The organism is Ralstonia pickettii (assembly GCF_030582395.1).
In the GTDB taxonomy this organism is placed as follows: Bacteria; Pseudomonadota; Gammaproteobacteria; order Burkholderiales; family Burkholderiaceae; genus Ralstonia; species Ralstonia pickettii_D.
Genome location: NZ_CP104381.1, coordinates 897,806 through 915,918 on the forward strand (window position 1 = coordinate 897,806; position 18,113 = coordinate 915,918).

Annotated in this window: 20 protein-coding genes; 8 read left to right on the forward strand and 12 right to left on the reverse strand. The window is 64.4% G+C overall.

Annotated features, from left to right (window positions below; genetic code table 11):
* Positions 1–10: 10 nt before the first annotated feature.
* From N5B55_RS04165 to N5B55_RS04195, 7 genes are all read right to left on the reverse strand, one after another.
* Positions 11–835, reverse strand: a complete 825-nt coding sequence (locus N5B55_RS04165; protein ID WP_304539229.1) for an alpha/beta hydrolase — start codon at positions 833–835, stop codon at positions 11–13.
* A complete protein-coding gene (locus N5B55_RS04170) occupies positions 832–2,118 on the reverse strand; it encodes an MASE1 domain-containing protein (RefSeq protein ID WP_304539230.1) in 1,287 nt (428 codons plus the stop codon). The genes N5B55_RS04165 and N5B55_RS04170 overlap by 4 nt, the downstream gene beginning before the upstream one ends.
* Positions 2,119–2,207: 89 nt before the next feature.
* Positions 2,208–2,849 carry a glutathione S-transferase family protein gene (locus N5B55_RS04175; protein ID WP_154207230.1) on the reverse strand — a complete coding sequence of 214 codons (642 nt, stop codon included), beginning with the start codon at positions 2,847–2,849 and terminating at the stop codon, positions 2,208–2,210.
* 48 nt (positions 2,850–2,897) lie between these two features.
* Positions 2,898–4,088: an aminotransferase-like domain-containing protein gene (locus N5B55_RS04180; protein WP_304539231.1), complete on the reverse strand. Its 1,191-nt coding sequence runs from the start codon at positions 4,086–4,088 to the stop codon at positions 2,898–2,900.
* 131 nt (positions 4,089–4,219) lie between these two features.
* A complete protein-coding gene (locus N5B55_RS04185; RefSeq protein WP_116574762.1) occupies positions 4,220–4,690 on the reverse strand; it encodes a RidA family protein in 471 nt (156 codons plus the stop codon).
* Between the two features lie 44 nt (positions 4,691–4,734).
* Entirely contained in the window at positions 4,735–5,673 is a 939-nt protein-coding gene (locus N5B55_RS04190; protein ID WP_304539232.1) for a DMT family transporter, read from the reverse strand.
* Positions 5,674–5,682: 9 nt separating this feature from the next.
* A complete protein-coding gene (locus N5B55_RS04195; protein ID WP_304539233.1) occupies positions 5,683–6,402 on the reverse strand; it encodes an alanyl-tRNA editing protein in 720 nt (239 codons plus the stop codon).
* A gap of 55 nt (positions 6,403–6,457) precedes the next feature.
* Between N5B55_RS04195 and N5B55_RS04200 the strand changes: the two genes are divergently transcribed.
* From N5B55_RS04200 to N5B55_RS04225, 6 genes are all read left to right on the forward strand, one after another.
* On the forward strand, positions 6,458–8,011 hold the full coding sequence (locus N5B55_RS04200; protein WP_304539234.1) for an aminotransferase-like domain-containing protein: 1,554 nt from the start codon (positions 6,458–6,460) through the stop codon (positions 8,009–8,011).
* A 104-nt stretch (positions 8,012–8,115) separates the two neighbouring features.
* Complete coding sequence (gene htpG, locus N5B55_RS04205) at positions 8,116–10,038, forward strand: molecular chaperone HtpG (protein ID WP_178959820.1); 1,923 nt, start codon at positions 8,116–8,118, stop codon at positions 10,036–10,038.
* An 8-nt stretch (positions 10,039–10,046) separates the two neighbouring features.
* Positions 10,047–10,544: a DNA-deoxyinosine glycosylase gene (locus N5B55_RS04210; RefSeq protein ID WP_178959821.1), complete on the forward strand. Its 498-nt coding sequence runs from the start codon at positions 10,047–10,049 to the stop codon at positions 10,542–10,544.
* 278 nt (positions 10,545–10,822) lie between these two features.
* Positions 10,823–11,332: a DUF1993 domain-containing protein gene (locus N5B55_RS04215; RefSeq protein ID WP_304539235.1), complete on the forward strand. Its 510-nt coding sequence runs from the start codon at positions 10,823–10,825 to the stop codon at positions 11,330–11,332.
* Between the two features lie 177 nt (positions 11,333–11,509).
* Positions 11,510–12,268 (forward strand): tetratricopeptide repeat protein, encoded by a 759-nt coding sequence (locus tag N5B55_RS04220; protein ID WP_304539236.1) that lies wholly within the window; start codon positions 11,510–11,512, stop codon positions 12,266–12,268.
* An 8-nt stretch (positions 12,269–12,276) separates the two neighbouring features.
* Positions 12,277–13,152, forward strand: coding sequence for a spermidine synthase (locus tag N5B55_RS04225; RefSeq protein WP_304539237.1), 876 nt, complete (start codon positions 12,277–12,279; stop codon positions 13,150–13,152).
* A gap of 67 nt (positions 13,153–13,219) precedes the next feature.
* Here N5B55_RS04225 and N5B55_RS04230 read toward each other — a convergent pair whose 3' ends face one another.
* The 4 genes from N5B55_RS04230 to N5B55_RS04245 form a co-directional block, all read right to left on the reverse strand.
* On the reverse strand, positions 13,220–13,618 hold the full coding sequence (locus tag N5B55_RS04230; RefSeq protein WP_304539238.1) for a nuclear transport factor 2 family protein: 399 nt from the start codon (positions 13,616–13,618) through the stop codon (positions 13,220–13,222).
* A 148-nt stretch (positions 13,619–13,766) separates the two neighbouring features.
* Entirely contained in the window at positions 13,767–14,942 is a 1,176-nt protein-coding gene (locus N5B55_RS04235) for a vWA domain-containing protein (RefSeq protein ID WP_012761614.1), read from the reverse strand.
* Positions 14,943–14,958: 16 nt separating this feature from the next.
* Positions 14,959–15,567: a GNAT family N-acetyltransferase gene (locus N5B55_RS04240; protein ID WP_304539239.1), complete on the reverse strand. Its 609-nt coding sequence runs from the start codon at positions 15,565–15,567 to the stop codon at positions 14,959–14,961.
* A 13-nt stretch (positions 15,568–15,580) separates the two neighbouring features.
* On the reverse strand, positions 15,581–16,462 hold the full coding sequence (locus tag N5B55_RS04245; RefSeq protein ID WP_065857353.1) for an AAA family ATPase: 882 nt from the start codon (positions 16,460–16,462) through the stop codon (positions 15,581–15,583).
* A gap of 300 nt (positions 16,463–16,762) precedes the next feature.
* Here N5B55_RS04245 and N5B55_RS04250 point away from each other — a divergent pair, with 300 nt between their 5' ends.
* Positions 16,763–17,131, forward strand: coding sequence for a c-type cytochrome (locus N5B55_RS04250; protein WP_012761617.1), 369 nt, complete (start codon positions 16,763–16,765; stop codon positions 17,129–17,131).
* A gap of 11 nt (positions 17,132–17,142) precedes the next feature.
* Positions 17,143–17,541: a c-type cytochrome gene (locus N5B55_RS04255; RefSeq protein WP_304539240.1), complete on the forward strand. Its 399-nt coding sequence runs from the start codon at positions 17,143–17,145 to the stop codon at positions 17,539–17,541.
* Positions 17,542–17,600: 59 nt separating this feature from the next.
* On the opposite strand, the gene N5B55_RS04260 is transcribed toward N5B55_RS04255, so the two are convergent.
* Positions 17,601–18,035: a DUF1841 family protein gene (locus N5B55_RS04260; protein WP_009238576.1), complete on the reverse strand. Its 435-nt coding sequence runs from the start codon at positions 18,033–18,035 to the stop codon at positions 17,601–17,603.
* Between the last annotated feature and the right edge of the window lie 78 nt (positions 18,036–18,113).

The following is an 18,113-nucleotide window of genomic DNA, read 5'->3' on the forward strand; positions in this document are numbered from 1 at the left end:
GGCGTCGGCATCAATCTGCGGCGGCTGGGCCTTTGCGCCTGGCTGCTGCCGGGTCGAAGCCGAAAAAGCCAAGGACCTCTGCTGCGACCTGATCGCGGTCGTTGTCCACGCAGATCATGTGGTAGCTGTTTTCCAGCACCACGCTGCGCGCATTGGGCAGGGTGGCCTGCAGCGTTTGGGCGGAACGCAGGCTGGTGAGTTCGTCTTCGCGCGAATGGATCACCAGCGTCTGGCACTGCGTATCGGGCGCCCCGGCCAGTGCCCAGCGTCGCAGGCGGTCCACCTGCCGAATGCACGCCAGCGGCACCCACGGGTAGTGGAAGCTGTCACCGCGTGCGAGCTTCGCCTTGATGATCCGCCGCAACAGGGGGTTCTTGATGCCGAACGGCTCGTCCTCTTCCACGCGCATGCGTGCAGCCATGCCCGGGATGCGATACACCGCGTAGCGCAGATCCCGATACCACGGCGTCGACCAGCCATCGATATGGACGGGCGTGGCGAGCAGCGCCAGCCTGTCCTGCGGGCGCGCAATGCCATGCCGAACCCGGTGCGCCAGCACCAGTGCCAGCAATGCGCCCATGCACATCCCCGCGATATGCACGGTGTCGTGCTCGGCGGCGAGCCGCTCATACGCTTGCGTCAGCGTTTCAAGCCATGCCTCGGCAGGGGTGTGGATCAGGTCTTCGGGGCGCGTGCCGTGGCCGGGCAGGGTTGGCACGTACGTGACCGCGCCGGCGCTGCGCAGCGCCTTCTGGAGCACGCCCACATCGTAGGCAGTGCCGCCCAGACCATGGATCAGCAGCACGGCCGTGCTGCCCGACGCCGATGTGGTCACAATGCAGTCTCGACCGACCAGGTACCGGTGATGAGCGCCATGTTGCCGACGGCGTCCATCAGCGGGCCGCCGGTATCCACCACCGTGTGCAGCGTGCCGTCGCGCGCAGTGATGCGCAGCGTCTGGCGGCGCGCTGGCATGGCGGTCTGGTTATCCGGGGCGGCTTCTCCCAGCCAGCGTGCACGCAGCGCGTCGCGGTCATCCGGATGCACCAGTTGCAGCACGGTCGAGATCGACGCCATGCTCGCCGGGTCGTGTCCGAAGAGGTGCACCACGTCGCCGCCCCAGTCGATGCGGCCGGTGGCCGGGTCGATGGTGTAGACCAGTTGGCCCGATGCTGCCAACGCCAGTTCAACGCGGTTCTGCCATTGCGCGCTTTGCTCGTGCAGTTGTTCGCGCGTGGTCTTGAGCGCGCTCACCAGCAGCACCAGCAGCGCGGCAACGCCCAGGTACAGCTGCGCTTCCAGCAGCGATTGGCCATAGTGGTGATCGAGCACGGCGAACGGGCCGTCGCCCTCGGCGGTTTGCGTCAGCGCCAGCAGCGTAAGCAGCAGCACGGCCATCGAGCCACCGCGGCCGCCCCACAGCAGGGCCACCACCACGGCAAAGAACAGCGGGACGTAGGTCAGAGCAAAGCCGACCCCGTCGCCGAACTTGGCATCGGTTCTGCCATCGAAGATGACGTAGGCCGACAGCCCCAGCGCCACGAAGGCCGCCAGGCCCAGCAGAAAATCGGTGCGGTCTGTGCCACCCGAGCGAAATGCGCGAAAGCGCGACCATGCCGCGAGCACCGGCGTGACGATCAGCACGCCCAGGAAATCCGAAGCCGCCCAGATGCGCAGCACGTGTCCGAACGAGCCGCCCTGCGACCACGCAAACCATGCCGCGCCGAACAACGCCCCAAGCAGCGCACTGACCGCGCCCGCCACCAGCATTGCGCGCACGAAGTAAAGCCCTTCAAGCGGGACGCGTGCCAGCCGCACCAGTGCCACGGCCAGCGCCGCGCTACCTGCTTCGTCCAGCACGAACAGCATCGCGTGCGCGGGGTTGGTGCGCTCGATCGCCGCCAGCACCAGCTGCGCCACGGCAAACGCTGCCCCCAGCCCGGGCCATTCGCGATACGGCCGCAGCATGAACGCGGCCATGGCGACGCCCGCCGGCAGCCAGATGTAACCCGTCATGTCGATCGGCCCGTTCAGCCGGTGCGACACGATGGCGGCAACCAGGTAAAGCGCGCCCCAGAGGGCCGTGGCGACGGTCGTTGAAGGTCGGTTCAATGGCATCCGGGTTTCCCTCGGTGAAAACAAAAAACCGCGCCGGCGTAGGTGCCGTGCGCGGTTGATGATGCTACCGCAATTGGTTTCAGGTGGGCTTAGACCACAGGCAGCGCCAGGACTTCTTGCGAGGCGCGGCGGTCCCGCAGTTCGGCCATCCACCGCTCGAGGTTCGGTCGCGCTGGGCGGTCCATCGGCAGGCCCAGCCAGCGGTGCGTGGCGCAGCCGCAGACGATGTCGGCCATGGTGAAGCGGCGGCCGGCCACGTACGGCTGCTTGGCCAGCACGGCCTCGAGGACAGCGGTGCTGCGCTCCGCGGCTTGGCGCGAGCGTTCAATGCGCGCGGCGTCGCGCTGGTCTTCCGGCGTTCGCACGAGCTGCAGGAACGCATCCACCATCGACGGGCTGTACGACGTGGTCTGCCAATCCATCCAGCGGTCGGCATCGGCGCGCTCGTGCAGTTCGAGCGGGTAGAGGTTGCCCGGGCCGTAGCGCGCCGAGAGATAGCGCACGATGGCGTTGGATTCCCACAGCACGAAGCGCGTGTCCCCGGCGTCGTTCAGGCCGTCTTCGATGACCGGGATCATGCCGTTCGGGTTCATCGCCTTGAATTCCGGCGTGTCGACCCCGCCAAAGGCGCCGCCGACGTCGATGCGCTCATGGTCCAGCGACAGCTCGCGCGCGCACCAGACCACTTTCTGAACGTTGACCGAAGAGAGTCTTCCCCAGATCCGCAGCATCGACGACGGCTCCTTTCTTAGATGAACAAGTGAATGGTGTTAGCGAATTTACGCGGCCTTGGGCGTGAGCGCAGCGATTTCCGCGCGGATCAGCTCGCCCAGGACGGCAATGCCTTGCTCGATGCGCTCCGGTGCCACCGTCACGAACGCCAGTCGCAGCGTATTGCGACGCGGCGCATTGGCATAGAACGGCGCGCCCGGCACGAACGCCACGTTGCGCGCGACGGCCTTTTCCAGCAGCGCCATCGTGTCGATGCCTTCCGGCACCTCAACCCAGATGAACATGCCGCCTTCCGGACGGTTCCAGTGCACGCCGGCTGGCATATGGCGCGCGAGCGAGTCCAGCATCGCTTCGCATTGCTTGCCATAGAGGTTCCGGATGCTCGGGATGTGCGTATCGAGCAGCCCGGTCTTCAGCACCTCGTACGCCACACGCTGCGTGAAGCTCGGCGTGTGCAGATCCGATGCCTGCTTGGCCTGCACGAGTTTGAAGTGGATATGCTCGGGCGCGATGATGTAGCCCAGGCGCATGCCCGGCGCCAGGATCTTCGAGAACGAGCCCATGTAGACCACGCCGTCCGGATTGAGCGAGCGCAGCGAGGGCAGGGCGTCGCCGGTGTAGCTGAGTTCACCGTACGGGTCGTCTTCAACGAGCAGAACGCCGAGTTCCTTCGCGCGGGCGACCAGGGCTTGGCGGCGGTCCAGCGGTAGACGGCGGCCGGTCGGGTTCTGGAAGTTCGGGATCGTGTAGAAGAAGCGCGCGCCCGCCGCCAGCTCCGGCGTGAGCGCGTCGGGCAGCAGGCCCTTGTCGTCGGTGGCGATGGACGTATAGGTCGGCTCGAACAGCGAGAACGCCTGCAGCGCGCCCAGGTACGTCGGCGTTTCGACCAGCACCTTGCTTTGCGGGTCGATGAAAATCTTGCCGAGCAGGTCCAGGCCCTGCTGCGAGCCCGTGGTGATCAGCACGCGCGAGGCGGTGGTGCCATGACGCTGGGCAATCCACTCGCGCAGCACCGACAGGCCTTCCGTCGGCGTGTATTGCAGCGAGGCCTGCGGATTGTCGGCAAACATGCGGGCACACGCCGCCTGAATCGCTTCAACCGGGAAGGTGACCGGAGCGGGCAGGCCGCCGGCAAACGAAATGACCTCAGGACGTTCGGTGATCTTGAGGATTTCCCGGATCGCCGAGCTGGTCAGTTTCTGAGCGCGGCTGGAGAAGGTACAGGCGGTATGGTCCATGGTGTGGTCCTAGTGTTACAGCGCCCACCTCGTGAGCGAGCGCCGTGGGTGGGCAAGACGGTGAGAATAGCAGGCAACCGACCCGTCTAACACTGGCCGGCTGCCGGTGGCACAGCAGGAAAAAGCGTCGCTCAGGCGACTTCTGCAATCAGCTCGATCTCGACGCACGCACCAAACGGAATCTGTGCGACGCCGAAGGCGCTGCGGGCGTGCTTGCCGGCGTCGCCAAACACCTCGACGAACAGTTCGGATGCGCCGTTGGTCACCAGGTGCTGCTCGGTGAACTCCTGCGTGGAGTTGACCAGGCTCATCACCTTGACGATCCGCTTGACGCGGCTGAGATCACCGCCCAGGTGCGTGTTCAGCGTGGCGATCAGGTCGATGGCGATGGCGCGTGCCGCGGCCTTGCCTTGTTCCGTGGTCATGTCGGCGCCGAGCTTGCCAACCCACGGCTTGCCGTCTTTCTTGGCGATGTGGCCGGACAGGAAGACCTGGTTGCCGGTTTGCGCGGCCATGACGTAGGCGGCAGCGGGGGCGCCGGCGGCAGGCAGTTCGATGCCGAGTTGCTTGAGCTTGGCCTGAGCGTCGTGCGAGGCGGACATGAAGACTCCTTGGTAAGTGCGGTCAACAAACAGGGAAGACGTTGCTATCGGCGGACCGACGTGCGCCGGCCGATGCCGACCACGGCAATCACGGCCAGCGCAAACAGTACGGTAGGCGCATCGAGCGATTCGCCCAGCAGCAGCCAGCCGCCGATCAACGTCATGAAAGGTTGCAGCAATTGTATCTGGCCGACCCGCGCAACACCGCCTGCCGCCAGGCCGGAGTACCAGAACAGGAAGCCGATGAACATGGAAAAGGCCGACACGTAAGCCAGCCCCATCCAGGCGCGGGACGACGCATGCGCCAGCGCTTCGGCCTGATGGGATGACGGCATCCACGCCAGCGCCCCCACGATCGGGAGCAACACGGGCAGCGAGACGACCAGCGCCCAGGCAATCGTCTGCGTGCCGCCCACCTCGCGCGCAAGCTTGCCGCCGGTGGCATAGCCGAGGGCGCCGGTCACCATCGCGGCGAAGAGCAGCCAATCGGCGCGGTGCAGGGCGCCCGCTCCTTGCAGCAGTGCAAATGAAACAACAAGCACGCTGCCAATGACCGCGCAGAGCCAAAACCCGGGGGACGGCCGCTCGCGCCCAAACCAGGCGGCGAAGATGGCGGTCGCAAGCGGCAGCAGGCCGGTGATGATGGCGCCATGCGCGGCCGGCACATCGCGCATCGCCAGCGATGAAAACAGCGGAAAGCCCACCACCACGCCCATCGCCGTCACCGCAAGTTGCCACCATTGACTACCGCGCGGGCGTTTGGCGGCGGAGAACGCGCCCGTGGCCGCCAGCATCGCCAGCGCCAGCACACTCGCCAGAACGGCACGCGCCAGTGCCACGAAGGTGGCATCCAGTTCGGCGACAGCCATGCGCGTGAACGGCAGCGTCTGGCTGAAGATGGCCACACCGATGAAGCCGAGCAGCAAGCCCCGGCGTTCGGCATGGTCGGCGTGTTGCATGGGGAGGGCGGCGGACTCGTTCATGGTGGTCGCTCAATCTGCAAACGCTACGGCCACGCGTCGGTTCTGGCGGCTCTTCTTTTCGATCTTGGTGACGACGACGCGGCCGATTTCGCCGGTAGCGCGCACGTGGGTGCCACCGCACGGCTGCCGGTCGATGCCGTCGATATGGATGATGCGGATGGCCGATGCGCCCGCCGGCGGCGCCGCGCCGATGGTGCGTACAAGATCGGGCTGGGCGGCCAGTTCTTCCGGCGTGATCAGGTCGATGCGCACCGGCGTGTTCCGGCCGATGAGTTCATTCAGTTGCGCGGTGAGCGTGTCGCGGTCGAGCGTCGATTCCGGCAGGTCGAAGTCGATGCGGCCGGCGTCTGGCGAGATGCCGCAGCCTGTGACCGGCACGGGAATGAGCGAGCCCAGCAAGTGCAAACACGTATGCAGTCGCATCAGCCGGTGGCGCCGGTCCCAGTCGATGGTGGCCGTGACGGCCGTGCCGGGCGCGGGCAGCGTGAGGCCAGCATTGTCGGCGGGCACATGCAGGACGGTTTGGCGATCCGGGCTGTAGACGGTGTCGGCAATCGCGATGGTTGTTCCATCGGCCAGGACGAGTGTGCCGGTATCGCCAGCCTGGCCGCCGCTGCGGGCGTAAAACACCGTTGCATCCAGCTCAATGCCTTCCGGGTGCAGAGCGACGACGGTGGCATCGCAGGTGGTGCGGTAAGCGTCTTCGTCAAAACGTTTCAACGTTGGCATGGGGGCGTCTCCGGGTTCGCTGGGGGCGGAATTCTGACCTTGATCCTACCGAACTGTGTCTGTACAGTACCTGTACACTTTGTCGTGGCGCTTTCTGTACAGTTTTCTGCCCGCTCCCGCCTACCTCGTCATGAATTCCACCTCCCACATCATCAGCCTGGATGCCCGCCGCGCGGCCGCCCGCCCGGCGGCGGAGCAGTTGCCGGATCCAATTCCATCCGCGCAGATGACGCTGGTGGACCAGCTCACCGAATGGGCGCGCATGCGCATCGACGAGCGTGTGTTTCGCGCGGGAATGCGCATGCCGTCGATCCGGCAACTGGCGCAGGAAAAGAGCATTTCGCGGTTCACCGTGGTGGAGGCGTATGAGCGGCTGGTGGCACAGGGGTATCTGGAATCGCGCCGGGGCTCGGGCTTCTATGTCAAGGAGCGCCAGGCGCCACTGCCCGAGGAGCCGGTTGCGCCGCCGCCCACCGCCGCCCGCAAGATCGACGTGACGTGGCTGCTGCGGAACATGTTCCATTCTGCGGAGCCGCGCAAGGCGCCGGGCATCGGCTTTCTGCCCAACGGCTGGCTCGACGGCGAGCTGATCGCCAACGCGCTGCGCACGCTCGGCCGGCAGAACGGCAACCAGTTTCTCGCGTGGGGATCGCCGCAGGGTTTTTTGCCGCTGCGTCAGCAGTTGCAGACACGGTTGGCGGAGCTGGAGATCGGCGCGCGGCCGGAACAGATCGTCATGACCTCGGGCATCACGTCGTCGCTCGACCTGATCGCGCGTCAGTACGTGCAGCCCGGCGATACGGTGCTGGTGGGCGATCCGGCGTGGTTCCTCATGTTCGGCCGCTTTGCCGCGCAAGGGGCGCAGGTGATCGGCGTGCCGTACACCGCCGAGGGGCCGGATCTGGTTGCGCTGGAGGGGCTGGTGCAGGTGCGCCGGCCCAAGCTGCTGATCATCAATTCGATCCTGCATAACCCGACGGGCACGTCGCTGTCGGCGGCCAAGGCGTTTCAGTTGCTGCGGCTGGCCGAGCAGTACGGTTTCCTGATCGTCGAAGACGACATCTACGGCGATCTCGCGCCGCCCGGACACCCCGGCACACGGCTCGCGAGCCTGGACCAGCTGCGCCGCGTCATTTACCTGAGCAGCTTCTCCAAGACGCTGGCGGCGAACCTGCGCGTCGGGTTTATTGCCTGCCATCCGGAGCTGGCCAAGAACCTCGTCGACGGCAAATTGCTGACGGGCCTCGTCACGCCCGAGATCAACGAGCGCGTGCTCTACAAGATCCTGACTGAAGGCCATTACCGCAAGCATGTCGAACGCATACGCGCCCGTCTGGACCGCGCCCGCGACGGCGTGCAGCGCAGCCTCGAGCGCATGGGGCTGAAGCTGTTCGCGCAGCACGGCGCGGGCATGTTCCTCTGGGCCGATACGGGGCAGGACACCAACGCCATTGCCCGCGCCGGGCACGAACAGGGCTATGTGTTTGCGCCCGGAAGCCTGTTTTCGCCGTCGCAGATGCCGTCGACGTGGATGCGCTTCAACATTGCGACCAGTGCGGACCCGGATCTGCTCCGGTTCCTGGCCGGGCAGCTCGATCGTGGGGCTTGAAAACCGAGCCCGACGCCCTATCTAGCTTCACAAATCCATGCGGGCGCGCGTGCAAGGTGTCGCCCGCTTCTCTTTCCATTTTTCAGACCATTTTGATGCAGACGATGAGCGCACCGCACGAGAAGATGGCTTTCCAGGCAGAAGTGAAGCAGCTTCTGCATCTGATGATCCACTCGCTGTACAGCAACAAGGAAATCTTCCTGCGGGAACTGGTTTCCAATGCGTCCGATGCGGTGGACAAGCTGCGTTTTGAGGGCATCGCCAATCCGTCGCTGCTCGAAGGCGGCGGCGAGCTTGGCATCCGCATCGGCTTTGATGCGGCCGCGCGCACCATCACGATCGCCGACAACGGTATCGGCATGAGCCGCGACGAGGCCATCCGCAACCTCGGCACCATCGCCCGCTCGGGCACGCGCGAGTTCTTCAGCCAGCTTTCGGGCGACCAGCAGAAGGATGCTGCCCTGATCGGCCAGTTTGGCGTGGGCTTCTACTCGGCGTTTATCGTGGCCGACCGCGTGACGGTGGAATCGCGCCGCGCCGGTGTGGCCGCCAATGAAGCCGTGCGCTGGGAAAGCACCGGCGACGGCGAATTCACCGTCGACAGCATCGAACGTGCCGAGCGAGGCACCACCATCACGCTGCACCTGCGCGAAGGTGAGGACGATTTCCTCTCCGCGTGGCGCATCAAGTCGGTCGTGCAAAAGTATTCGGACCACATCTCCCTGCCAATCCAGATGCGCAAGGAAGCGTGGGACGAAGAGAAGAAGGCGATGGTGGCCCAGGACGAATGGGAAACCATCAACCAGGGCAGCGCGCTGTGGGCCCGTCCGCGCGCTGACGTGACCGATGATCAGTACATCGCGTTCTACCAGCACATTGCCCACGAAAACGGCAAGCCGCTCGCCTGGACGCACAACCGCGTGGAAGGCCGTAGCGAATACACGCAGCTGCTGTACCTCCCGACCAACGCGCCGTTCGACCTGTGGGACCGCGAGCGCCGCAGCGGCCTGAAGCTGTACGTCAAGCGTGTCTTCATCATGGACGACGCAGAGCAACTGCTGCCGGGCTACCTGCGTTTTGTGAAGGGCGTGATCGATTCGGCCGATCTGCCGTTGAATGTCTCGCGCGAAATCCTGCAGGAAAGCCGCGACGTGAAGGCTATCCGCGAAGGCTCCACCAAGCGCGTGCTGGGCATGCTGGAATCGATGGCCGAGTCGGATGATGCGGCCGAGAAGGAAAAGTACGCCACGTTCTGGCAGAACTTCGGCCAGGTGCTCAAGGAGGGCATCGGCGAAGACCACGCCAATAAAGACCGCATTGCCAAGCTGCTGCGCTTCGCTTCCACGCACAACGAAGACAGCGCCCAGACCGTCTCGCTGGCCGATTACGTCGGCCGCATGAAGGAAGGCCAGGACAAGATCTACTACGTGACCGCCGAAAACTGGACGGCCGCCAAGTCGAGCCCGCATCTGGAAATCTTCCGCAAGAAGGGTGTGGAAGTGCTGCTGCTGACCGACCGCGTGGACGAGTGGATGCTGTCGTTCCTGCACGACTTTGAAGAGAAGGAACTGGTGTCGGTGGCGCGCGGTGATCTCGACCTGGGCGCCTTGGAAGACGAAGCCGAGAAGGCCGAGCACGCCAAGGTGGAAGGCGAGTTCAAGCCGCTGGTCGAGCGTGCCAAGGCTGTGCTCGGCGACAAGGCCAAGGACGTGCGCATCACGCATCGTCTGACCGATTCGCCGTCGTGCCTGGTGGCCGATGAAGGCGACATCAGCGGCACGCTGGCCCGTCTGCTCAAGCAAGCCGGCCAACAAGCCCCGGACAGCAAGCCGGTGTTGGAGCTGAACCCGACGCACCCGCTCGTGCGCAAGCTCGCGCTACTGGAAACCGTGACCGGCAACGAAGCCGATCGCGCCGCTTTTGAGGATCGCCTGCACGTGCTGTTCGACCAGGCCCTACTGGCTGAGGGCGGCGCGTTGGCCGACCCGGCGGCGTACGTGCAGCGCGTGAACCGCCTGCTGGCCTGACGACCCGCGTGACTCTCAAGCGATGCTTTCCGCCTGTGGTCGACGCGCACACGCGCGTGCTGATCCTGGGCAGCCTGCCCGGCGAAGCATCGCTTGCGCAGTCGCAGTACTACGCCTACAAGCACAACCAGTTCTGGCGCCTGGCCGGTGCGGTCATCGGCCAGGACCTGCCGGGCATGGAATACGCCGCGCGCTTGAAGGCGCTGCTCGCGCATCGCATCGGCTTGTGGGACGTGGTGGCCGAAGCCAAGCGCGAAGGCAGCCTCGACAGCAAGATTCGGGATCATGCCGGGAATGACCTTGCCGGGCTCATCGCCTCGTTACCTGAACTGGCCGTCATTGCCTTTAACGGCGGCACCGCAGCGCGCATCGGCATGAAGGCGCTGGGCGACATTGGCGACCGCCACGCCATCCTCAAACTCCCTTCCAGCAGTCCCGCCTATGCAGCCGTGCCGTATGACCAGAAGTTGGCCGCGTGGCTGACATTGCGCGAGTGGCTGTCGTAGCGCGGCTTGGCAAATCTGACTACGAAGTGGTCGCGTCATTTCTTGTCCAGCCAACTGCCATGCTGCGCAAGAGCTGCCGACGTGCATGTCGAGCGGCGCATGGCCAAAGGCTCCGCCCCACCAATCTCGTGCCAAATGCCGCATGACAAGGCATGCGTGCGCGCCATGCACCGCCCGAATCGCTGGCCTACACTGTGCCCAGCGCAAGAAGGCGCTGCGCCCGCGGTTGCCTGAAGACTGTTGGCGGCCACAACACGGATACCAAGGAAATCACTCCCATGACCACACCTTCGATGTACGAGTTTCTCGTACCGACTGCCAACCGCATGCTTGGCAATCTGTCGGCCCTGCTCGACAAGGCTGCCGCCCATGCAGAAGCGAAGAAGTTCGACCCGGCCAATCTGATGACCGCGCGTCTTGCGCCGGACATGCACCCATTCACGCGGCATGTGCAGATTGCCTGCGATCAGGCCAAGGGCGGCGCGGCGCGTTTGTCGGGTAACGAGGTGCCGTCGTACCCGGATGTAGAGACGACCATCCCGGAGTTGAAGGCGCGCATTGCCAAGACGCTGGAGTTCGTCAACAGCATCGACCCCGCAGCGTTTGCCGGCAGCGAAGACCGCCGGATTACGCTCAAGAGCCCGACACGTGAACTGCAGTTCACGGGCCTCGATTATCTGCGCGGTTTCATGCTGCCGAACCTGTATTTCCATGTCACCACGGCTTACGCGCTGCTGCGCCACAACGGCGTGGAGATCGGCAAGCTGGACTTCCTGGGTCATCCCTGAGGTTCGCTTCGCCTAGGCCATTGCCCCATCGACCCTGAAGACCGGCTCTATGCGGCTTCCGGGCGAGCAGGGTGCAGACGTCAAGGGCGCGGCATCCCCCCGCTGCAGCACATCTGTCACAATCGCGCCCGAGGCCGACGCGGGGGGCGTCGGTGCATTTCTCTATCGGGCCTTCACATGCCGTTTCTTGGAATCGGGTTTCACGTCATCGTCGCGCTGTTCTTTGCGGTGCACGTCGTGCGCAACAACCAGAACATCTACTGGTTGTTCATCTTGTTTGCGTTCCCGCTGCTGGGCAGCGTGGTCTATTTCTTCGCGATCTATCTTCCGGAGATGCGCCACTCGCGCGGTGCCCGCGTTGCCAGTCGCGCAGTGACGCAACTGATCGACCCCAACCGCGCCGTGCGCGAAGCCCGCAACGATTTCGACCGTGCGCCGACCGTGCAGCACCGACTGCGTCTGGGCGAAGCATTGCTGGAGGCCGGCGATGCGAAGGAAGCCCGCCAGCACTTCGAGCAGGCAGCGACCGGCCCGTTTGCCGGCGACCCGGCCGTGCTGCTGGGTCTGGCCCGGGCGCAGTTCGCCACGGGCGATGCGGCGCTCGCCAAGGACACGCTGGACAAACTGTTCGAAGCGCATCGCGTGACACGCCAGCAGCCTGATCCGACATTGTTGTACGCACGTGCATTGGCCGCAACCAACGCGCCGAATACGCGTGAAGCCTTCGAGCAGGCCCTGATCTGCGCGAACGATGGCGCGGCCCGTTGCCTCTTCGGCGAATGGCTCCTCGCCCAGAACAACGATGCCGACAAGCAGCGGGCGCAGGCCCTGTTTGAGGAAATCCTGCGCGACGCCAAGCACTGGACGCGCTACGCCAAAGACCACAATCGCGAATGGCTGCAGCGTGCCGCGGCCGTTCAGTCTTCTTCCCGTTGATCCCCTTTATGACGCTGTTGAAACGTAAATCCATCGAGGCCGTCGCCTCGCGCCGCCCCGCCCACGCAAAGCGCGAGACCCGCCAGGACCGCGATGACGAACCGAAGCGCATGGCCCCGCGCTTCGCACCGGTCACGTTCTCTGAACTGGCCGGTGTGCGCTATCTGCACTTTGGTACGGAATGGGTGCAGGGCGCCATGCGCTTGTCCAAGCCCGATGCCATCGAACTGGAATACGCGCAGCAGATGATGGCGTGGCTGCTGTTTCTCGACCCGGCTGCGCGAGCGGACTTCCACGTCGTGCAACTGGGTCTCGGCGCTGCCGCTCTGACCAAGTTCTGCCATCGTCATCTCGCGCCCGCGCAGGTGACGGCGGTGGAGCTGAACCCGTCGGTGATCGTCGCAGCGCGCAGCATGTTCGGCCTGCCGTTTGACGATGCACGCTTGAGCGTGCACGAGCAGGATGCGTACGACTGGGTGACGGACGCGAGCCACCACGGCACCGTCGATGCGCTGCAGATCGACCTGTATGACGCCACCGCGCGCGGCCCCGTGCTCGATACGCCGGCGTTCTACAAGGCTTGCCGCCAGGTATTGCGCTCGCCGGGTGTGATGACGATCAACCTTTTTGGCGACCACACCAGCTTCCCGCGCAATATCGAGCGCATCTGTGACGCGTTCGACAATCGCGTGCTGGTCTTCCCCGAAGTGCATGACGGCAACGTGATTGCGCTGGCATTCAATGGCCCGCCGCTGCAGGTCAGCTGGGAAGCCGTGCAGGCGCGCGCCGCCGCGCTGCAGGCCTCGCTCAAACTGCCGGCCAAGGGCTGGGTCGACGGCCTGCGCAGTGCCAACGCCGGCCAGGAAGACGCACTGTCCATCTGATCGCTGCCGCGTGCCGCCCATGCAAAACGCCCCGACTTTCGGGGCGTTTGCTTTTGTGCGGGCGCGCTCAGCCGGCGCCGCCCATGCCTGGCATCTGGTCGATAAAGCCGGTCACCGTCTGCATGCGGTCGCCTTCGATGCGTACGAAATCGGTGCCCTTGACCAGCGCCTGCCCCTCGGGGCCGAGCGTCCAGCGGAAGCGGATCGTGTCCTGCACGACATCCGCGCCGCCGTCGCGCGCAAAGCGGAAGCCCGGAAACTTGGCCTGCACGCCGGCAATGAGCGCCTCGATGCCGTCATGGCCAATGCCCTGCATCAGAGGATCGACATACGTGGCGCTTTCAGTCCAGGTTTGCGCGACGAGGGCGCGGCGCCGGGCAGCGTCTGTTGCGTTCCACGCGGCGATGTAACGGTCGACCAGCGTATCGGCGAGTGTGTCGTTGGCGGCGAGTAGGGTGGCAGTCATGGCGTTTCTCCGTTCGAAGTGGGGAGCCTGCCCAGCGCGGTGATGATCGACCGCACTGGATGGCTCCATGTTCGGCGCCAGCGTGGATGGTGTCGATTACGCGCCAGGTAATCACCGCGTCCATGCCCGGAGAAACAGAGGTGTGGCGTTACTTTGACAACAACCGCATCGCGGATTCCAACCCCGCAATCGTCACCGGATACATCCGCGTCTTCATGATCTGGTTGATGACCGAGATGGACTGCCGGTATTCCCACAGGCCCTCCGGCTCGGGGTTGAGCCAGACAAACTTCGGGAACTGTTCGATCAGCCGCTTGAGCCACGTGGCACCGGCTTCAGCGTTGTTGTATTCCACCGATCCGCCGGCCTGCAGGATTTCATACGGGCTCATGGTCGCATCACCCACAAAGATCAGCTTGTAATCGGGCGGGTACTTGCGGATGACGTCCCAGGTGGAGAACCGCTCCGCGTGGCGGCGCCGGTTGTTCTTCCACAGCCATTCGTAGACGCAGTTGTGGAAGTAGTAGTACTCGAGGTGCTTGAACTCGGTCTTGGCGGCGGAGAAAAGTTCTTCCACGCGCTTGATGTGGTCGTCCATCGAGCCGCCCACATCCATCAGCATCAGCACCTTGACGTTGTTGTGCCGCTCGGGGCGCATTTTGATGTCGAGCATGCCGGCGTTGGCAGCGGTGGAGTGGATGGTGTCGTCCAGGTCCAGCTCGATGTCGGCACCATCACGCGCGAACTTGCGCAGGCGGCGCAGCGCCACCTTGATGTTGCGGGTGCCGAGCTCAACGGTGTCGTCGTAGTCCTTGTACGCGCGCGCTTCCCATACCTTGACCGCAGTGCGGTTGCCCTTCGATGGCCCGCCGATGCGGATGCCTTCGGGGTTATAACCGCCGTGCCCGAACGGCGACGTGCCACCCGTCCCGATCCACTTGTTGCCGCCTTCGTGACGCTCGTGCTGCTCGTTCAGCAGTTCTTTCAGCCGCTCCATCAGTTTGTCGAGGCCGCCCATGGCCTCGATCTTGGCTTTTTCCTCGGGCGAGAGTTCGCGCTCCAGCTTCTTGGTGAGCCAATCCAGCGGAATGTCCGCGCGCCAATCCACCGCGCCTTCCACGCCCTTGAAGTAGGCGCCGAACGCCTGATCGAATTTGTCGAAATGCTTTTCGTCCTTCACCAGCGTCATGCGCGCCAGGAAGTAGAACTCGTCGAGGGACGGCGCGATGACCTGCTGCTTGAGCCCTTCAAGAAGCGTCAGGTATTCCTTGACCGAGACCGGCAGCTTGGCGTGCCGCAGCGTGAAGAAGAAATCGATGAGCATGGTGGTCCTCCGGCGCTCAGGCGCGCGGTTGCTCGAGCTTGTATTGCAGATGGCGTTTCACGGTCAGCCATTCCGATTCGATGATCGAGAACACGACCGTGTCGCGGAAGCTGCCGTCCGGCATGCGCTGGTGATTGCGCAGCACGCCGTCCTGCTTGGCGCCCAGCCGGGCGATGGCCGCGCGGCTCTGGTGATTCATCCAGTGTGTGCGGAATTCCACCGCAATGCAGCGCAGTGTCTCGAATGCGTGCGTGAGCAGCAGCAACTTGCATTCGGTGTTGACCGCCGTCCGCTGTACGGATTTGGCGTACCACGTGTGGCCGATTTCGAGCCGCCGGTTGGCTTCGTCCACGTTGAAGAGGCGCGTGGCACCGACCACCTTGCCCGGCTGCCCATCGTGCATCTCTCGCACGACGAACGGCATGGCACCCAGGCGTTCGCGCATGTCGAGGGCAATGGCCAGCCATTCGCCGGTCTTGTCGGGCGAGGGGACGGATGTGTACCAAAGCTTCCACAGCTCGCCATCGGCGGCCGCGGCGCGCACTTCGTCCTCGTGCTCCGGGCCGAGCGGCTCCAGCCAGGCGTGCTGGCCGCACAGCGTGACAGGCTCGATCAGGCGCGGCATGGTGGTGGCTCGCTCAGCGATTGGCGCGGTTCATGAATACCAGGCGCTCGAACAGGTGTACGTCCTGTTCGTTCTTGAGCAGCGCCCCGTGCAGCGGCGGAATGGCGGCGTTCTTGTCCTGGCTGCGCAGCGATTCCGGCGGAATGTCCTCGGCCAGCAGCAGCTTGAGCCAGTCGATCAGCTCCGACGTCGACGGCTTTTTCTTCAGCCCCGGCAGGTTGCGCATCTCGTAGAACGCATCCAGCGCGGCCTTGACCAGCGCCGGCTTGATACCCGGATAGTGCACATCGACGATCGCCTGCATCGTCTCGGCATCGGGAAACTTGATGTAGTGGAAGAAGCAGCGGCGCAGGAACGCGTCGGGCAATTCCTTCTCGTTGTTCGACGTGATGATCACCAGCGGGCGGTGCTTGGCGCGGATGGTTTCGCGCGTTTCGTACACGTAGAACTCCATGCGATCCAGTTCGCGTAGCAGATCGTTAGGGAATTCGATGTCGGCCTTGTCGATCTCGTCGATCAGCAACACGACAGGTTCGTCCGCCTCGAAGGCCTGCCACAACACGCCCTTGACGATGTAGTTGCGGATGTCGTGCACCTTGTCATCGCCGAGCTGCGAGTCGCGCAGGCGCGAGACGGCATCGTATTCGTACAGGCCCTGCTGGGCCTTGGTGGTCGACTTCACGTGCCACTGCAATAGCGGCATACCCAGTGCGGCGGCCACTTCCTCGGCCAGCATGGTCTTGCCTGTTCCCGGCTCGCCCTTGATGAGCAGCGGGCGCTGCAGCGTCATCGATGCGTTGACGGCAAGCTTGAGGTCATCGGTGGCCACGTACTGGTCAGAGCCTTCGAAGCGTGTGCGCTGATCGGATGGGGCAGGCGAGGTTGTGGTGTTCATCGTGCAAGCCTACTGAGCGGTAAAAGATTTGGAAACGGCCAGTATAAGAGCATTTGGGTGTTTGACGCCGAACGCCAGCGGCGCGCGCGCGCCGTGCCATTCCTTGCTGTCAAGTCACGGGAGCCCTAACTGGACTGGCAAAAAAACGGTGCGGTACAATGCGCCGGTTTGACGCACCTCAAATGACCGTCTTCTGGCTTGTTGCCAACGGCGGGTGAATGCGCCCAGCGAGACAGCCGGCTGAGACGAGCCAAGCCGGCAGGGCGAGCAGGATTCTGAAACTCCACGCTTAAGAACGAGATGAAAAAGATCCTCACCATGGTGGCCGCATTGGGCACGTTAGGCGCACTGTTCGCCGCACCCAGCAGCGCCGCCGCAGCCGACGTCCAGGGCAACGCTGCCGCCGCGGAAAACAAGGTCGCCATGTGTATCGGCTGCCATGCCATCCCCGATTACAAGACGTCGTTCCCCGAGGTGTATCGCGTGCCCTATCTGGGCGGCCAGAACGCCAAATACATTGAAAGCGCGCTGCATGCGTATCAGAAGGGTGACCGCAAGCACCCGACCATGCGCGCCATCGCCGGGTCGCTGACTGACCAGGACATCGCCAACCTCGCCGCGTACTACGCGGCGCAGACGCCGGCCACCCAAAACAATCCGCAGAAGTGACGAGGACGAATATGAAGAAGATCTCGCTCGCAATCTCGTTCAATCTGGGCGCGCTGATGCTGGCAGCCGCTGTGTCGGCGCAGGCTGCTGATATTGAAAAGGGCAAGCAACTGGTGGAGAAGGGCGCTTGCGTGGCCTGCCATGGCGCCGGCCTGAACGCTCCGATCTCGCCGGACTATCCGAAGCTCGCAGGCCAGCACGGCGATTACATCTATCACGCGCTGCTGGCCTATCAGACCAGCAACAACCCGCTGGTGGGCCGCAGCAACGCCATCATGGCGGGCCAGGTCAACAGCAACCCCGCCACCGTCGGTGCCGACGGCAAGCCGCGTCCCTTTACGCAGGCTGAGCTGAAGGACATTGCTGCGTACATCGAATCGCTGCCGGGCTCGCTGGTGCTCAAGAAGTAATGCGGCATCGCCGGTAAAGAAAAACCGCTCTTCGGAGCGGTTTTTTGTTGGCTTCAGATTCAGCGGGCGGTGGCGCGCTTGCGCACGCACTCGATATAGGCGTCGCCGTCGGGCGGCAGGCCCGTGCGCTGCGCCGTCCAGAGCATCTGGCCGAGGCATTCCATCACCTGATGCTGCGCCTCGTGCGGCGAGTCGAGCCGCTGGGCCAGCGCTTCATACGCAGCGCGAATGCCGCGCGGCTGATCCACCGAAACCTGCTCGCTGATCGACAGGTGCATCGACAGGTGGAGGAACGGGTTGCTCTGTCCGCTTTCCGGCGTGTAGTCGCGGGCGAGCGCTTCTTCGCCGGCCTCCAGGGTGTCGTGGTATTCGGGATGCTGCAGCATCCAGTCGAGCGCCATGGCCTCAAGCGGCGTGAGGATTTCTGCCTGGCGGTGCTTGCGCCATGCGCCACAGAAGAATTGACGGACTTCGTCGCGGGATGGATTGAACATGATTTCAACATTGTACCGGCGCGCCTTGACGCCTGCCGGCAGCTTGGCGAGGCGGCAACGCTACAATGGCGCCCCCAT

Coding starts and splice junctions, on each gene's coding strand:
- htpG (WP_178959820.1), top strand. CDS start 8,116: ATGAGCGCACCGCACGAGAAGATGGCTTTCCAGGCAGAAGTGAAGCAG.
- N5B55_RS04195 (WP_304539233.1), bottom strand. CDS start 6,402: ATGCCAACGTTGAAACGTTTTGACGAAGACGCTTACCGCACCACCTGC.
- N5B55_RS04250 (WP_012761617.1), top strand. CDS start 16,763: ATGAAAAAGATCCTCACCATGGTGGCCGCATTGGGCACGTTAGGCGCA.
- N5B55_RS04225 (WP_304539237.1), top strand. CDS start 12,277: ATGACGCTGTTGAAACGTAAATCCATCGAGGCCGTCGCCTCGCGCCGC.
- N5B55_RS04170 (WP_304539230.1), bottom strand. CDS start 2,118: ATGCCATTGAACCGACCTTCAACGACCGTCGCCACGGCCCTCTGGGGC.
- N5B55_RS04230 (WP_304539238.1), bottom strand. CDS start 13,618: ATGACTGCCACCCTACTCGCCGCCAACGACACACTCGCCGATACGCTG.
- N5B55_RS04190 (WP_304539232.1), bottom strand. CDS start 5,673: ATGAACGAGTCCGCCGCCCTCCCCATGCAACACGCCGACCATGCCGAA.
- N5B55_RS04175 (WP_154207230.1), bottom strand. CDS start 2,849: ATGCTGCGGATCTGGGGAAGACTCTCTTCGGTCAACGTTCAGAAAGTG.
- N5B55_RS04220 (WP_304539236.1), top strand. CDS start 11,510: ATGCCGTTTCTTGGAATCGGGTTTCACGTCATCGTCGCGCTGTTCTTT.
- N5B55_RS04245 (WP_065857353.1), bottom strand. CDS start 16,462: ATGAACACCACAACCTCGCCTGCCCCATCCGATCAGCGCACACGCTTC.
- N5B55_RS04215 (WP_304539235.1), top strand. CDS start 10,823: ATGACCACACCTTCGATGTACGAGTTTCTCGTACCGACTGCCAACCGC.
- N5B55_RS04255 (WP_304539240.1), top strand. CDS start 17,143: ATGAAGAAGATCTCGCTCGCAATCTCGTTCAATCTGGGCGCGCTGATG.
- N5B55_RS04240 (WP_304539239.1), bottom strand. CDS start 15,567: ATGCCGCGCCTGATCGAGCCTGTCACGCTGTGCGGCCAGCACGCCTGG.
- N5B55_RS04235 (WP_012761614.1), bottom strand. CDS start 14,942: ATGCTCATCGATTTCTTCTTCACGCTGCGGCACGCCAAGCTGCCGGTC.
- N5B55_RS04260 (WP_009238576.1), bottom strand. CDS start 18,035: ATGTTCAATCCATCCCGCGACGAAGTCCGTCAATTCTTCTGTGGCGCA.
- N5B55_RS04185 (WP_116574762.1), bottom strand. CDS start 4,690: ATGTCCGCCTCGCACGACGCTCAGGCCAAGCTCAAGCAACTCGGCATC.
- N5B55_RS04180 (WP_304539231.1), bottom strand. CDS start 4,088: ATGGACCATACCGCCTGTACCTTCTCCAGCCGCGCTCAGAAACTGACC.